This is a genomic window from Pseudomonas sp. LBUM1647 (assembly GCF_059716175.1).
In genome coordinates this window covers 3769065-3783497 of sequence record NZ_CP166809.1, presented here as the reverse complement: position 1 = coordinate 3783497, position 14433 = coordinate 3769065, and the positions used below count along the sequence as shown (strand labels likewise).

At 61.2% G+C, this 14433-nt stretch carries 12 protein-coding genes; 11 read left to right on the top strand and 1 reads right to left on the bottom strand.

What is annotated here, in order from left to right; translation table 11 throughout:
* Positions 1–22: 22 nt before the first annotated feature.
* Both ACA059_RS17245 and ACA059_RS17240 read left to right on the top strand, forming a co-directional pair.
* Positions 23–1480, top strand: coding sequence for an NAD-dependent succinate-semialdehyde dehydrogenase (locus ACA059_RS17245; protein WP_497630233.1), 1458 nt, complete (start codon positions 23–25; stop codon positions 1478–1480).
* 25 nt (positions 1481–1505) lie between these two features.
* Positions 1506–2585: a tartrate dehydrogenase gene (locus ACA059_RS17240; protein WP_497630232.1), complete on the top strand. Its 1080-nt coding sequence runs from the start codon at positions 1506–1508 to the stop codon at positions 2583–2585.
* A 224-nt stretch (positions 2586–2809) separates the two neighbouring features.
* On the opposite strand, the gene ACA059_RS17235 is transcribed toward ACA059_RS17240, so the two are convergent.
* Positions 2810–3736, bottom strand: a complete 927-nt coding sequence (locus tag ACA059_RS17235; protein WP_497630231.1) for a 2-hydroxyacid dehydrogenase — start codon at positions 3734–3736, stop codon at positions 2810–2812.
* A 272-nt stretch (positions 3737–4008) separates the two neighbouring features.
* Here ACA059_RS17235 and gabT point away from each other — a divergent pair, with 272 nt between their 5' ends.
* The 9 genes from gabT (at position 4009) to ACA059_RS17190 (ending at position 14182) form a co-directional block, all read left to right on the top strand.
* Positions 4009–5301, top strand: coding sequence for a 4-aminobutyrate--2-oxoglutarate transaminase (gabT, locus tag ACA059_RS17230; protein ID WP_497630230.1), 1293 nt, complete (start codon positions 4009–4011; stop codon positions 5299–5301).
* 95 nt (positions 5302–5396) lie between these two features.
* Entirely contained in the window at positions 5397–6053 is a 657-nt protein-coding gene (locus ACA059_RS17225) for an HAD family hydrolase (protein ID WP_497630229.1), read from the top strand.
* Between the two features lie 45 nt (positions 6054–6098).
* A complete protein-coding gene (locus ACA059_RS17220) occupies positions 6099–6587 on the top strand; it encodes an Lrp/AsnC family transcriptional regulator (RefSeq protein ID WP_008055821.1) in 489 nt (162 codons plus the stop codon).
* Between the two features lie 400 nt (positions 6588–6987).
* Positions 6988–7758, top strand: coding sequence for a DUF4198 domain-containing protein (locus ACA059_RS17215; protein WP_497630228.1), 771 nt, complete (start codon positions 6988–6990; stop codon positions 7756–7758).
* Between the two features lie 28 nt (positions 7759–7786).
* Entirely contained in the window at positions 7787–8992 is a 1206-nt protein-coding gene (locus ACA059_RS17210; RefSeq protein ID WP_497630227.1) for an acetyltransferase domain-containing protein, read from the top strand.
* A 66-nt stretch (positions 8993–9058) separates the two neighbouring features.
* Positions 9059–10402 (top strand): OprD family porin, encoded by a 1344-nt coding sequence (locus ACA059_RS17205; protein ID WP_497630226.1) that lies wholly within the window; start codon positions 9059–9061, stop codon positions 10400–10402.
* Positions 10403–10762: 360 nt separating this feature from the next.
* A complete protein-coding gene (gene nirB / locus ACA059_RS17200) occupies positions 10763–13324 on the top strand; it encodes a nitrite reductase large subunit NirB (protein ID WP_497630225.1) in 2562 nt (853 codons plus the stop codon).
* Positions 13324–13701, top strand: coding sequence for a nitrite reductase small subunit NirD (nirD, locus tag ACA059_RS17195; protein ID WP_497630224.1), 378 nt, complete (start codon positions 13324–13326; stop codon positions 13699–13701). The genes nirB and nirD overlap by 1 nt, the downstream gene beginning before the upstream one ends.
* A 40-nt stretch (positions 13702–13741) precedes the next feature.
* Entirely contained in the window at positions 13742–14182 is a 441-nt protein-coding gene (locus ACA059_RS17190) for a CBS domain-containing protein (RefSeq protein ID WP_129444742.1), read from the top strand.
* Positions 14183–14433 lie beyond the last annotated feature (251 nt).

Here is a 14433-nt window from a genome sequence, read left to right as displayed (position 1 = left end):
TGTCTCGGATCAGGACTCGACCATGCTCAAGAATCGTTTGAAAGACCCCAGCCTTCTGGCAGAACTCGCTTATGTCGACGGGCAGTGGATCGGCGCCGACAACGCCGCGACCCTGGACGTCATCGATCCGGCCAACGGACAGTTGATTGGCCGCGTACCGGCGATGCAAGGCGCGGAAACCCGTCGCGCCATCGAAGCGGCCGAAAAAGCCTGGCCGGCCTGGCGCGCACGCCCGGCGGCGGAACGTGCGGCGCTGCTCGAGCGCTGGTATCAGGCCATGATCGACAACCTCGACGACCTGGCGCAGATCATGACCTGCGAACAGGGCAAGCCGTTGAACGAAGCCAAAGGCGAAATTCGCTACGGCGCCGGTTTCGTCAAATGGTTTGCCGAGGAGGCCCGGCGGGTCTACGGCGAAACCATGCCGGCCCCCAGCGGTGACCGCCGACTGCTGACGCTCAAGCAACCGGTGGGTGTGTGCGCCGCGATCACCCCATGGAATTTCCCCAATGCGATGATCACTCGCAAATGCGCGCCAGCCCTGGCGGCCGGATGTCCGATCATCGTCAAACCCTCGGACCTGACGCCGTTGTCAGCTTTGGCGTTGGCGGTACTGGCCGAGCGCGTGGGCATCCCGGCCGGGGTGTTCAACGTGTTGACCGGCATGCCCGCGGGCATCGGCGAAGAGCTGACCGGCAACCCGAGCGTGCGCAAGATTTCCTTCACCGGCTCGACCGCCGTCGGCCGCTTGTTGATGCGCCAGAGCGCCGAACACATCAAGCGCTTGAGCCTGGAACTGGGCGGCAACGCGCCGTTCATTGTGTTCGACGACGCTGACCTCGAGCAGGCGGTGGCCGGGATCATGCTCAGCAAGTTTCGCAACGCCGGGCAAACCTGCGTTTGCGCCAACCGCATTCTGGTGCAGGACGGTATTTATGAACGCTTCGCCCAGCGTCTGGTGGAGGAGGTGGGTAAGCTCAAGGTCGGCAACGGCCTGGATGCTGATGTCACCATCGGCCCGCTGATCAACCCGGCGGCGGTGAGCAAAGTCGCCCGGCACATCGACGATGCCCTGAGCCAGGGCGCACGTTTGCTCTGCGGCGGTATTCCCGAGGGCGACAGCCAGTTCGTGCAGCCCACGGTACTCGGCGAGGCCCACGCGGGCATGCTGCTGGCCAACGAAGAAACCTTTGGCCCGGTGGCGCCGCTGATGCGCTTTACCGATGAAGCTGAAGCCCTCGCGCTGGCCAATGCCACGCCGTACGGTTTGGGTGCCTACTATTTCACCCAGGATTTGCGTCGTTCATGGCGTTTCGGCGAGGCGCTGGAATTCGGCATGGTCGGCCTCAACACCGGGATCATTTCCATGGAAGTCGCCCCGTTCGGCGGCATCAAACAATCAGGCCTGGGCCGCGAAGGCAGCAAGTACGGCCTGGACGAATACCTTGAAGTCAAAGCCTTCCACATCGGTGGGCTGTAATTCACAGACACGGGGAGGCAGATTGATGAGCAAGACATTCAAAATCGCCGCGATTGCCGGCGATGGCATTGGCAAGGAAGTCCTGCCGGAAGGGCTGCGAGTACTGGAGCAGGCCGCGAAGAAATGGCAGCTGGACCTGAGCATTGAAGTGCTCGACTGGGCCCACTGCGATTACTACCTGGAACACGGGCAAATGATGCCCGACAACTGGTTCGAACAGCTCAAGGGCTTCGACGCGATCTACTTCGGCGCGGTGGGCTGTCCGGACAAGGTGCCAGACCACATTTCCCTGTGGGGCTCGCTGCTCAAGTTCCGTCGGGACTTTGACCAGTACGTGAACATTCGCCCGGTGCGGCTGTTCCCCGGCGTGCCGTGCCCCTTGGCCGGACGCAAACCGGGGGACATCGATTTCGTGGTGATCCGCGAGAACACCGAGGGCGAGTATTCGTCGGTGGGCGGCAAGATGTTCGAAGGCACCGAGCATGAATTCGTGCTGCAAGAGTCGGTGTTTACCCGGCGCGGCGTGGACCGGATTCTCAAGTTCGCCTTCGACCTGGCCCAGACCCGCCCCCGCAAGCGCCTGACGGCGGCGACCAAGTCCAACGGGATTTCCATCAGCATGCCGTACTGGGACGAACGCACCGCATTGATGGCGGCGCAGTACCCGGACATCACCTGGGACAAGCAGCACATCGACATTCTGTGCGCGCGTTTCGTGCTGCAACCGGACCGGTTTGATGTGGTTGTGGCGTCGAACCTGTTCGGCGACATCCTGTCCGATCTGGGGCCGGCCTGCGCCGGGACCATCGGCATCGCGCCGTCGGCCAACCTCGATCCCGAACGCCGCTTTCCGTCGCTGTTCGAGCCGGTGCACGGCTCGGCGCCGGACATCTACGGGAAGAACATCGCCAACCCGATTGCGATGATCTGGTCCGGGGCGTTGATGCTGGATTTCCTGGGAAATGGAGATGAGCGCTATCGCGCGGCGCATGACGGGATTTTGCGGGCGATCGAGCGGGTGATTGCGGAGGGGCCGATTACGCCGGATCTGGGTGGTAAGGGTTCTACTCAGGAGGTTGGGAAGGCGATTGCTGACTGGCTTTGAGTGTGTGGATGGATCTGAAATCGACCCCTCACCCTAACCCTCTCCCCAAGGGGGCGAGGGGACTGACCGAGTTGTTTATAAGAAATTCTGCGACCTGAACTATCGAGTCGAACTCAGGTTTTGAACGGCATGAAGATCGGCTCCCTTTCCCCTCTCCCCTTTGGGGAGAGCGCTGGGGTGAGGGGTGGCTTTAGCAGCCACCACAAATACCAAAACCGACTATTTCAATAACCCTGCTTCCGATCTATCCGGCCCACCATCAACTCCCCCCGCTCATACCGCCGAATATTCTCCAACAACACCCCAAACGCACTCTCCGGCTGCGTCATCGCCGCAATATGTGGGGTCAGCAGAATCTGCGGATGATCCCAAAACGGATGATCCGCCGGCGCCGGTTCTTCCTGTAGCACATCGAGCACCGCGCCACTGAGCTGCCCGCTGTCCAGCGCCTCAAGCAGATCACTTTCCACCAGATGCCCGCCACGGCCCATGTTGATCAACGCCGCGCCATGGGGCAATTGCCGGAACAACCCGCGATCAAGAATGCCCTGGGTCTGCTCAGTCAGCGGCAACACGCACAACAGAATGTCGCACTGGCTGAGAAACGCCGGCAGTTGCTCGCGACCGGCATAGCACTCCACGCCAACGACCTGATGCGCACTGCGCGCCCAACCCGACAAGGCAAAACCCAACGGCTGCAACGTCGCCAGAATCTGCTGAGCCTGGGTGCCAAGGCCCATGACCCCGATCCGCCGCGTGGCCGCCGGATGCAGCAAGTGCGCCTGCCAGCACCGCGCCATTTGCTGCTGGCGATAACGCAGCATGTCCCGGTGCAGGCTCAGCACCGCAAAACTGGCATATTCGCACATGCCGCGGGTGATGCCGGGGTCCAGCAGGCGCACCACCGGCAAGCTCGTCGGCAGGCGACTGAGGTCCAGTTGATCGACCCCGGCGGACAGCGCGAACAACACTTTCAGATTGGGCAGCAGCGTTTCGAGATCGTCGGGAGCCTGCCACGCGGCGAGGTATTCGATGTCCGCGGGATCACCGATGTCCGGCCAGGCGCGCCATTCGATATCCGGGGCGTGTTCGGCAAACAGTGCTTTCCACTGTTCGCCGCGCACAGGGTCAGCTTTATAAAGCAGGGCCATGGGCATGTCCTGATGGATGAAGGTGCTGAACATCATCGCGCAACGTCGGCGCAGGATCTGTCGAAAGGGCCGGGTTAAACGGGTTTCGTGATGTTCGATCGGCGACGGCCCGGCAGATTCGGCGGGTGAAAGGAATCTGCCGTTTGGCAGGGTGAAAACAGTCGATCCGAATTTCTCAGGGGCCAAGTTCGGCGTAGATCGTTTCGCGCAAGGCTTAACCTGAACACCATCGCAACCACCTCCCGGTTGCCGGACTCACGATGGGAAATGCCATGAATAGCAAAGTCGACGAAACCCCTCATTTGCTCCGTCAGCGCGATCAATTCGTGCCGCGTGGCCTGGTTACCGCTCACCCGTTGGTGATCGATCGCGCCCAAGGTGCCGAGTTGTGGGACGTGGACGGCAAGCGCTACCTGGATTTTGTCGGCGGCATCGGTGTGCTGAACATCGGTCACAACCACCCGAAGGTGGTCGCTGCGGTGCAGGGGCAATTGCAAAAGGTCTCTCACGCCTGTTTCCAGGTGGTGGCCTATAAGCCTTATCTGGACCTGGCCCAGCGCCTGTGCGAAATGATCGGCGGCAAGGAAGCGTATAAAGCGGCGTTCTTTACCTCCGGTGCCGAGGCGGTGGAAAACGCGGTGAAGATCGCCCGCGCTCACACCAACCGCTCGGCCGTGATCGCCTTTCGCGGCGGTTTCCACGGCCGTACCTTGCTCGGCACCACGCTGACCGGCATGAGCCAGCCGTACAAGCAGAACTTCGGGCCGTTCGCGCCGGAGGTCTTCCACACCCCGTATCCGAATGCCTATCGCGGCGTCACCAGCGAGATGGCGCTCAAGGCCCTCGACGAGTTGCTGGCCACCCAGGTTGCCCCTGAGCGTGTCGCCGCGATCATCATCGAACCGGTGCAGGGCGACGGTGGTTTCCTGTCAGCGCCGGCGGAGTTTCTCCAGGCCCTGCGCGCGCTGACGGAAAAGCACGGCATCGTGCTGATTCTTGATGAAATCCAGACCGGTTTCGGCCGTACCGGCAAGTGGTTCGGTTTCCAGCACGCCGGCATTCAGCCGGACCTGGTGACCGTCGCCAAGAGTCTGGCCGGTGGCTTGCCGTTGTCCGGGGTGGTCGGCAAGGCCGAGATCATGGACGCGCCGCTGCCCGGTGGCCTGGGCGGCACCTACGGTGGCAACGCCTTGTCTTGCGCCGCTGCGCTGGCGGTGATCGAGGCCTTCGAGGAAGAACAGCTGCTGGCCCGCGGCGACGCACTGGGCGAGCGTTTGCGTCAGGGACTGCTGCGTTTGCAGGCCCGTCACGGGCAAATCGGCGACGTACGCGGCACCGGGTTCATGCTGGCGATCGAACTGATCAAGGATGACGCGGCTCGCACGCCGGACGCCGACCTGAATCAGCGACTGATCGATGAAGCCCGGGCCGGCGGTTTGCTGGTGATCAAATGCGGTGTGTACCGCAACGTGCTGCGCTTCCTCGCACCGCTGGTGACCACCGAAGAACAGGTCGATGAAGCGCTGCAGATTCTTGAAGCGGCATTGGCACGGGTCTTGAACTGAGCTCATGCCTGCTCGGGGTGGTGCCACAAGGCGTCGCCCGTGAGCGTTTATGGAGCATGGATTGATGGAATGCATCATCGGAGGCTTTGCGCACCATGGGGCTGACTGAATATCGAGCACTGCTTATCGATTGCGATGAGGTCCTGGTCGATCGGGACTCGGGTGTCTGGACGGCACTGCAACCGCTGCTGGACAGCCGAGGCGGTCATCCGGACAAGGAACAGGTGCTGGCCGAATACAGCGAGGTGGTGCGAGCGCTGTATCCGCGTTTCGCTGAGCTGGGCTTTAGTGGCGTGCTGTGTTTCGCCCATCGCCAGCTGGCCGAGCGCTGGGGCCTGAAAGCCAGCTGGGAGGAGGGCATGAGCTTTGCCCGTTCGGTGGCGGGTTGGTCGCTGTTCGAGGACGCGCCCGGGGCGATGTTGTACCTGCGCAAGTTCTACCGCTTGCTGGTGCACGGCGACCGGGATGCCGAGGATCGAGGGCTGTTGTGTGAGCGACTGGGGATCATGCCCGACGATTTCATTTCACTGGCCAGCGACCCTTTACTCGATCCAGAGTGGTTGAAGGTCAACGAACTTGAACCCGGCAGCATCCTGCACGTGACCCGACCTTCGGCCGATCGACAGGCGGCCAAAGACGTGTGCCTGATCTGTCGCGGCCGCTCAAAACAGCCTACGCCGTGCGCGGCGGATTACTGCATTAACAGCATGGCGGATCTGGTGGCTCAGCATCAGCTGTCTTTACGGCGCTGATTTTGCTAGAAGATTGTCTTACAAACGGCAGTCAAGAGGTACGCAATGGAAGGGTTAGTCAAACTGGACCGAATCGACATCAGCATCCTGGTGGAGCTGCAAAAGGACGGGCGCATGACCAACGTCAGCCTGGCCGATGCGGTAGGGTTGTCGGCCAGTCCTTGCCTGCAACGGGTCAAACGGCTTGAGTCGGCCGGGTATATTTCCAGCTACAAGGCGCACCTGAACCTGGCCAAGATCACCGATTCGGTGACGGTGTTTACCGAAATCACCTTGAGCGACCACAAGCGCGAAGACTTCGCCAAGTTCGAGTCCAATATCCGTCTGGTGGACGAAGTGCTCGAATGCCATTTGATCAGCGGTGGCTACGATTACCTGGTGCGCTTCATGACCCGTAGCATCCAGCATTATCAGGAAGTGATCGAAAGCCTGCTGGACAAGAACATCGGCATCTCCAAGTACTTCAGCTACATCGTCATCAAGTCTCCGGTGCTCAAGGACGGCGTGCCGCTGCGCAAGCTCCTGCGTCACTGACAGACTCCATTCTCAAACCCATACAAATTACCTGTGGGAGCGAGCTTGCTCGCGATAGCGGTTGATCAGTCGAAATCTTTACCGACTGAATCGCCACCATCGCGAGCAAGCTCGCTCCCACAGTTGTTTTGCAGTGCCGCCTGCACCGCGTTTGGACATGAGTTCGTTAGAACCGCCCAAGGCGCTTCATCCTGGCGCAAGCCGCATAAACGGCTGTTTCAAGCCACAAAAACAGTTTCCGATTGCCCCGTATGCACTGATTTCAGAGCAAAGCGCAAAAGTCTCTGCGCTGTAATGCGTACAGAGAGAGGGGCGCGGTTTTTGAAGTCGCTGGTTCGACAGGATGAGGCGGCTGCAACAAATCGCTGAATAACACCAATCGGAGCGTAAAAAAATGCGAATGAGCAACGCAAAAGCACTATTGGGTTACGGAGTCTTCTTGCTGGCGAGCAGCAGCGAGGCGCATCAAATCTGGTATGAACAACCACCCGGGCAACCCCTGGCGTTGTACTACGGGGAATATGACAAGAACATGCTGGAAGTCACGCCGGGCGGGATGGACCGGTTCCAGCAACTCAAGGGCTGGTCGATCAGTAACAAGTCCCAACCGTTAACCCTGACCTTGCAGCGCCAGGCCTTTGCGGTGGCGCATCAAACCCGGGCCGATGACTCGCTGCTGGCCCAGGACCCGCACTATCCGATCTTCGATCTTCATGAGGCGGACAAGGCGCTGAAGACTCACTGGACGCCGGCGACCCGCTGGGTCGGTGACTTGCGCGCGCGCACCCCGGAACTGACCCTGGACATCGTGCCCACCGGCGTCGCTGATGCAAGCAAGGCGCAGTTCCAGGTGTTCTATGCGTCCAAACCGTTGCCCGACCAAGACGTGGTGCTGGAAACCGGCTCCGGTGAAGTGTTCACCCGGCGCACCGATGCCGCAGGCAAAGTCAGCTTCGAGCTGCCGTGGCAGGGCACCTACGTGGTAGCCGTCGAATACAAGGACCGCACGCCCGGCGAACGCATCAGTCCTCAAGGCAAGGCCGAACCGTTCGATATAAAGAGCTTCAGTTCGACACTGTCGTTCTATCGATCACAGGGCCAGACGCCGTTGCCGCGAGCGCCATCGCAGCTGCCGGCATCGGAAGTCGTCAGGCTGAAGAAACAAGCCTGATCCCTCGACCACTACATGAGTGACTGATATGACCCAATCTTCAGGATTGGCAGGGCAGGCGACAACCGCTTCCCCTGCGCTTGCAACCAGTGCCGTCAAGGCCAACACCCGCATGCTGGCGATCGACGCCCTGCGCGGTTTCGTCATGCTGTTGATGCTGATCGACCATGTGCGGGAAACCTTTCTGCTGCACCGTCAGGTCACCGACCCGATCGATGCGTTGAGCGTCACGCCGGACCTGTACTTCACCCGCATGCTCAGCGAGATCTGCGCGCCGGCGTTCATCTTCCTCACCGGTTTGTCGGCCTGGCTCTACAGCCAGAAACACACGGCGAAAGAAACCTCGGTGTTCCTGCTCAAGCGCGGGTTGTTCCTGGTGTTTCTCGAAGTCACCTTCGTGTGCTTTGCCTGGAACGCCGAGTTCCCGCCCAAGACCCTGTGGCTGCAGGTGATCTGGTGTATCGGTATCTGCATGATCGTGCTCGCCGGGTTGCTGCACTTCAAACGCAGTTGGTTGATCGTGCTCGGCGTGGCCATTGTCGCCGGGCACAACCTGCTCGATGGCGTGACCGTGGGGCCGGAGTCGCCGTTCTTCGTGCCGTGGTCGATCCTGCATCAGCGGGTGTTCATCGACATCACCGAGTTCACCCGGGCCCGCACCACGTACCCGGTATTGCCCTGGATTGGCGTGATCCTGCTGGGGTGGGGGATCGGGCCGTGGTTCGGCAAGGACATGGACCCGGCCGAGCGGATTTCCCGCCTGCTTAAACTGGGCGCGGGCCTGCTGGTGGCGTTCGTGTTCATCCGCTACTTGAACGTCTATGGCGAGAAACCCTGGGTGCAAACCGGTGATTCGCTGCGCACCTTCATGAGCTTTATGAGCGCCAAGAAGTACCCGCCCTCGCTGATGTTCCTGATGCCGACGATTGGCCTTTCGCTGATGTTGCTGGCGCTGTTCGAGAAGCTGCAGGATCGCTGGTCCACCGCGACCCTGGCGATTTACGGCGGGGCACCGATGTTCTTCTATTTGCTGCACTTGTACGTACTCAAGGCCATGTACCTGGTGGCAGTCGCGATCTGGGGCGCCAATCAGGGGGCCTACTATGGCTTCGACAACCTGCCCACTGTGTGGCTGTGGAGTGTGATCCTCGGGGTGTTGCTGTTCTTCCCGACGCGCTGGTTCGCCAACCTCAAACAGCGCCGTCGCGATATCGCGATCCTCAAATACCTCTGACGTGCCCAAGGGTGTCCCCCGTTCGGCGGGACACCTTGCAGACCCCGAATTCTGTGGAGTTGCACTGTGAAAACCCTATCGACGCACACCCTGCTATTGGCATTGGGCGGGCAGTCCCTGCTCGCCCTGGCTTCAGAGCAAGACACCGCAAAAGGCTTTATCGAGGACAGCCAATGGAGCCTGCTCAACCGCAGCCTCTACGACCGTCGCGACTATGAACACGGCTCACTGAGCAATGGCGCGCGCAATGCCTTCAAGCCCCGCGCCGAACGCAGTGACCTGGCCGAGGAGTGGGCGTACGGCCTGATGGCCGATTTCATGTCCGGCTACACCGCCGGCACCGTGGGGCTGGGCCTGGACGCCCATGTCTATTCCGGCTGGCAACTGGACAGCGGCGGCGGGCGGGCCGGCAAGGCGCGGGTGTTGGGCGTGGACAATGACGGGCACCCCAAGGATGAGTTCAGCCGTGGCGGCGCGGTGGCCAAACTGCGTTTTTCTTCGACGGAATTGCGTTACGGCGAGCAACGGGTGAAAACGCCGGTGTTCGGTTCATCCGACAGCCGCTTGCTGCCGGAGACCGCCACCGGCTGGCTGCTGACCAGTCGAGAGCTCCCCGCCACCACCCTGTATGGCGGACATTTCAACGAAAGCACCGACCGCAATGCCACCAGTCATGACCAAGGGTTTGTGGTCAATTACTCCAACGGCAAACAGGGCGACAGCTTCGACCTGGTGGGGGTGCGCAACACGGCGGTCAAAGGGCTCAACGCCAGCCTGTTCAGCGCGGACTACGCCGACACTTGGCGACAGCATTACCTGGGCGCGGTCTACACCCAGCCGTTGGCGGAAGGCCAGGACCTGATCTTTGATCTCAATCTGTACCGAACCCAGGACACCGGCAAAGCCTTGTCCGGCCGCATCGACAACACCACCTGGAGTTTGCTGTCGACCTACAAGCTCGGGGCCCACAGCTTCGGCCTGGGCTATCAAAAGGTCGATGGCGACACGCCTTTCGATTACGTGACCCGTGGCGCGATCTACCTGAGCAACGCCGTGGCGCTGTCCGATTTCAACGCGCCCCGGGAAGCTTCCTGGCAAGCGCGCTACGATCTGAACATGGCCGGTTACGGCATTCCCGGCCTGTCCTTCGGCGCACTGTACGTGCGCGGCAGCGGCATCGACGGCACTCACATGGACCCGAACGGTGGTTACAAGTGGCTGGGTTACGGGCAGGGCGGCAAGCACTGGGAGCGTGATCTGCAAGCCAAATACGTGGTGCAGTCGGGCGTCGCGAAAAACCTCGCGTTCAGCCTCCGCCATGCGGTTCATCGCGGGAATGCGGCGCAAGCGGAGCTGGACGCCAATCAGATCCGCCTGGCGATCGAATACCCGCTGGGTGGCAAATTCTGATCCGGAACGGGATCGCCTTTGTGCACTTTTATGAGGCCGCGCGCCCCTGCGCTGCACTATGCGAAGGCAAACATCGGGCCTTGATGGGCGCCCGTGGTCAACGTTTACTGGCGCAAGGACTCCAATGGCCGACTGGCACAAAGTCTGCAAGACACTGTTCAGACCCACTGTGAACGCAGTCGAGTGGGCAGCCCCCTCGGTCAACGACGATCGATTGGCCGAACAGGTCGCGGGCAACAGCGGTGGATCCGGCATAGATGCCTGACCTGGCACCGTAAATGAACAGGCAAAGACGCCTGGAACCGCAAGGTTTCAGGCGTTTTTTTTTGCTTTTTGAACAGCTATCGACGGGTGTCTCTTATGAATTCCAATGTTGCCACTTTGAACAAGCTGCAAACGCTGATCGTGATCGGCAATGGCATGGTCGGACATCATTGTGTCGAACAGCTGATCGAACGCGGTGCCCTTGATCACTATCGGCTGCACGTGTTCAGCGAGGAGCCGATGCGTGCCTACGACCGCGTGCACCTTTCCGAGTATTTCTCCGGGCGGGATGCCGAGTCGCTGGCCCTCGGTGAAGCTTCGCTGTACCAGACCCCGGGTGTCACGTTACATCTGGGGGTGCCGGTCCTGGAAATCGACCGTGCCCGTCGCCAGGTGATCACCGCGCAAGGCTGTGTCTCCTACGACAAATTGGTGCTGGCCACCGGGTCCTATCCGTTTGTGCCGCCAATTGAAGGCGCCGAGGGCGATTCGCGCCTGGTGTATCGCACCCTTGAAGACCTCGACGCCATCCGTGCCGCGGCAAGCAATGCCCGACGCGGTGTGGTGGTCGGCGGTGGCTTGCTGGGCCTGGAAGCCGCCAACGCGCTGAAAACCCTGGGACTGGAAGCTCATGTGGTGGAATTCGCCCCGCGCCTGATGCCGGTGCAGCTGGACGAATACGGTGGCCTGGCGCTCAAGGCGCAGATCGAACGACTCGGCGTCGGTGTGCACCTGTCGCGCGGCACGCAATCGATCAGCGCAGGCGAGGAATACCGCTACCGGATGAATTTCGCCAATGACGAATTCCTTGAAACCGACCTGATCGTGTTCTCCGCCGGTATCCGTGCGCAAGACGCACTGGCCCGTCAATGCTCGCTGGAAGTCGGCCCGCGCGGCGGTGTGGTGATTGACGATCAATGCCAGAGCAGCGATCCGAACATCTACGCCATCGGCGAGTGTGCCGCGTGGAACGGCAGCATTTTTGGCCTGGTCGCCCCGGGCTACCAAATGGCGCGCGGTGTTGCCGCACTGCTGTGCAACGAAACCGCCGAGCCGTTCATGGGCGCGGACATGTCGACCAAACTCAAACTGCTGGGCGTCGATGTCGGCTCCATCGGCGACGCCCACGGCAGCACGCCGGGTGTGCGCAGTTATCAGTTCATCGACGAAACCACGGCCAGCTATCGACGCCTGGTGGTGGACGCGACCGGCAAGCACGTACTCGGTGCGGTGCTGGTCGGTGACAACAGCTACTACGACACGCTGCTGCAATACATGCAGAACGCGATTGCGCTGCCGGCGGAACCCGCCAGCCTGATTCTGCCGTCGTCCGAAGGCGCGCCGACCCTGGGCCCGGGCGCCTTGCCCGAATCGGCCACGGTGTGCTCGTGCCACAACGTCACCAAGGGTTCCATTTGCTCGGCCATCGACGGTGGCTGCACCGACCTCGGCCTGCTCAAGTCGCAGACCAAAGCCTGCACCGGTTGCGGCGGTTGTGCCGGGCTGCTCAAGCAGGTTTTCGAGCATGAGTTGATCGCCCGTGGCGTCAGTGTCGACAAGAGCCTGTGCGAGCACTTCGCCTATACCCGCCAAGAGCTTTATGCGCTGGTGCGGGTAGAAGGGGTGATCACCTTCGAAGAACTGCTGGCCAAGCATGGTCGTGGCCACACCGGTTGCGACGTGTGCAAACCGGCGGTGGGCTCGATCCTCGCGTCGTGCTGGAACCAGCCGATCATGGACGCCTCACTGGTGCCGCTGCAGGACACCAACGACACGTTCATGGCCAACATGCAGAAAAACGGCACCTATTCGGTGGTGCCACGCATCCCCGGTGGCGAGATCACCGCCGACAAACTGATCGCGATCGGTGTGGTGGCGAAGAAATACGACCTCTACACCAAAATCACCGGCGGCCAGCGGATCGACCTGTTCGGCGCGCAGTTGCATGAATTGCCGGACATCTGGGCCGAGCTGATTGAAGCCGGTTTCGAAACCGGGCATGCCTACGGCAAGTCGACCCGCACCGTGAAGTCGTGTGTCGGCAGCACCTGGTGCCGTTATGGCGTGCAAGACAGCGTGCAAATGGCCCTGACCATCGAGGACCGCTACAAGGGCCTGCGCTCGCCGCACAAGCTCAAATTCGCGGTGTCCGGTTGCACCCGGGAATGCGCCGAGGCCCAGAGCAAAGACGTTGGCGTGATCGCCACCGAGAAAGGTTGGAACCTTTACATCGCTGGCAACGGCGGCATGCGCCCGCGCCATGCCGAGCTGTTCGCCACCGACCTCGACGATGCGACCCTGATCCGCTACATCGACCGCTTCCTGATGTTCTACATCCGCACCGCCGACAAATTGCAGCGCACCTCGGTCTGGCGCGAAAGCCTGGAGGGCGGCCTCGAGTTCCTCAAGGATGTGATCATCAACGACAGCCTCGGGCTGGGTGAAGAGCTCGAATCGCAGATGCAGTTGGTGGTCAACCGCTATGAATGCGAGTGGGCCAACGCCCTCAAAGACCCGGAAAAACTCAAACGCTTCCGTACCTTCGTCAACGATAAACGCCCGGACCCGGACATCCACTTTGTCCAGGAGCGCGGCCAGCGGCGCCCGATCATGGCCGCCGAACTCAACCTTATCCCTGTTATCGAGGAGATTGCCTGATGAGCCAGTCCAATACCCAACGCATCGATTCCCTGGAAAACACCGAGGCCTGGCAAACGGTGTGCGAGCAACAGGACCTGGTCAGCAACTCCGGCGTTGTCGTCTGGCTCGATGGCGCGCAAGTGGCGCTGTTCTACCTGCCGAATGTCCACGGCAAGACCCTTTACGCTATCGACAACCATGACCCGCAATCCGGGGCGAATGTGATCGGTCGCGGGTTGGTGGGCAGCATCAAGGGGGATCTGGTGGTTGCATCGCCGATCTACAAACAGCATTTCCGTCTTGAGGACGGCAGCTGCCTGGAGTACCCGCAACAGCGTCTGCGTGTCTGGCCTGTGCGCTTGAACGCCGGCGCGGTGCAAGTCGGGGTGGCTTGAAGGTGGTCAACAGGATCGCGCAACGGTATCGGAGGCACTGATGAAAACAGCCGCACAATTGCTGAAACTCAAGGTCGTGCAAAACCGCCAGGTGCATAGCATCGCGCCCGATGAAATGGTGCTTGAAGCCCTGAGGATCATGGCCGAAAAGAATGTGGGCGCGCTTCCGGTGATCGAGGCCGGGCAGGTGGTCGGCGTGATCAGTGAGCGCGACTATGCGCGCAAGGTCGTTTTGCAGGGGCGCTCTTCGGTCGGTACGCCGGTGCGCGACATCATGAGTGCGCCCGTGGTGACCGCCGACAGTCAGCAGAGCATTGAGCGTTGCATGGCGGTCATGACCGACAGCCATCTGCGTCATCTGCCGGTGGTGGACGGCGGTGAGCTGATTGGGCTGTTATCGATTGGGGATCTGGTCAAGGAAGCTATCGTTGAGCAGGCGGATTTGATTCGGCAGCTGGAGCATTACATTCGCGGGCACTGAATGGGTCGGCGCTACGCTGTTCATTTAAGGTTGGGGGGCATATCCGTTTCTGCGGTGATGGCGACTTAGGGTTCCGCCCTGACGTACGGTGCCTCGCCCAGGCTCGGCATGCCCTCGCTCCGGTCCTGCTCCGTGGGCCCGCCGCCATCGGCCATCCATGGCCGGGGGCGGCTACCGCGGCATCCTTGCCGCGGTGCCCACTGCGCAGAACCTGCGCTCGGCCTTCCGACGGGGCAGATCAAGATCAAAAT

Excerpts from the sequence above, each read along its gene's own strand:
- gabT (WP_497630230.1), top strand. The coding sequence starts at position 4,009 with ATGAATAGCAAAGTCGACGAAACCCCTCATTTGCTCCGTCAGCGCGAT.
- ACA059_RS17190 (WP_129444742.1), top strand. The coding sequence starts at position 13,742 with ATGAAAACAGCCGCACAATTGCTGAAACTCAAGGTCGTGCAAAACCGC.
- nirD (WP_497630224.1), top strand. The coding sequence starts at position 13,324 with ATGAGCCAGTCCAATACCCAACGCATCGATTCCCTGGAAAACACCGAG.
- ACA059_RS17225 (WP_497630229.1), top strand. The coding sequence starts at position 5,397 with ATGGGGCTGACTGAATATCGAGCACTGCTTATCGATTGCGATGAGGTC.
- ACA059_RS17245 (WP_497630233.1), top strand. The coding sequence starts at position 23 with ATGCTCAAGAATCGTTTGAAAGACCCCAGCCTTCTGGCAGAACTCGCT.
- ACA059_RS17215 (WP_497630228.1), top strand. The coding sequence starts at position 6,988 with ATGAGCAACGCAAAAGCACTATTGGGTTACGGAGTCTTCTTGCTGGCG.
- ACA059_RS17210 (WP_497630227.1), top strand. The coding sequence starts at position 7,787 with ATGACCCAATCTTCAGGATTGGCAGGGCAGGCGACAACCGCTTCCCCT.
- ACA059_RS17240 (WP_497630232.1), top strand. The coding sequence starts at position 1,506 with ATGAGCAAGACATTCAAAATCGCCGCGATTGCCGGCGATGGCATTGGC.
- ACA059_RS17220 (WP_008055821.1), top strand. The coding sequence starts at position 6,099 with ATGGAAGGGTTAGTCAAACTGGACCGAATCGACATCAGCATCCTGGTG.
- ACA059_RS17235 (WP_497630231.1), bottom strand. The coding sequence starts at position 3,736 with ATGGCCCTGCTTTATAAAGCTGACCCTGTGCGCGGCGAACAGTGGAAA.
- nirB (WP_497630225.1), top strand. The coding sequence starts at position 10,763 with ATGAATTCCAATGTTGCCACTTTGAACAAGCTGCAAACGCTGATCGTG.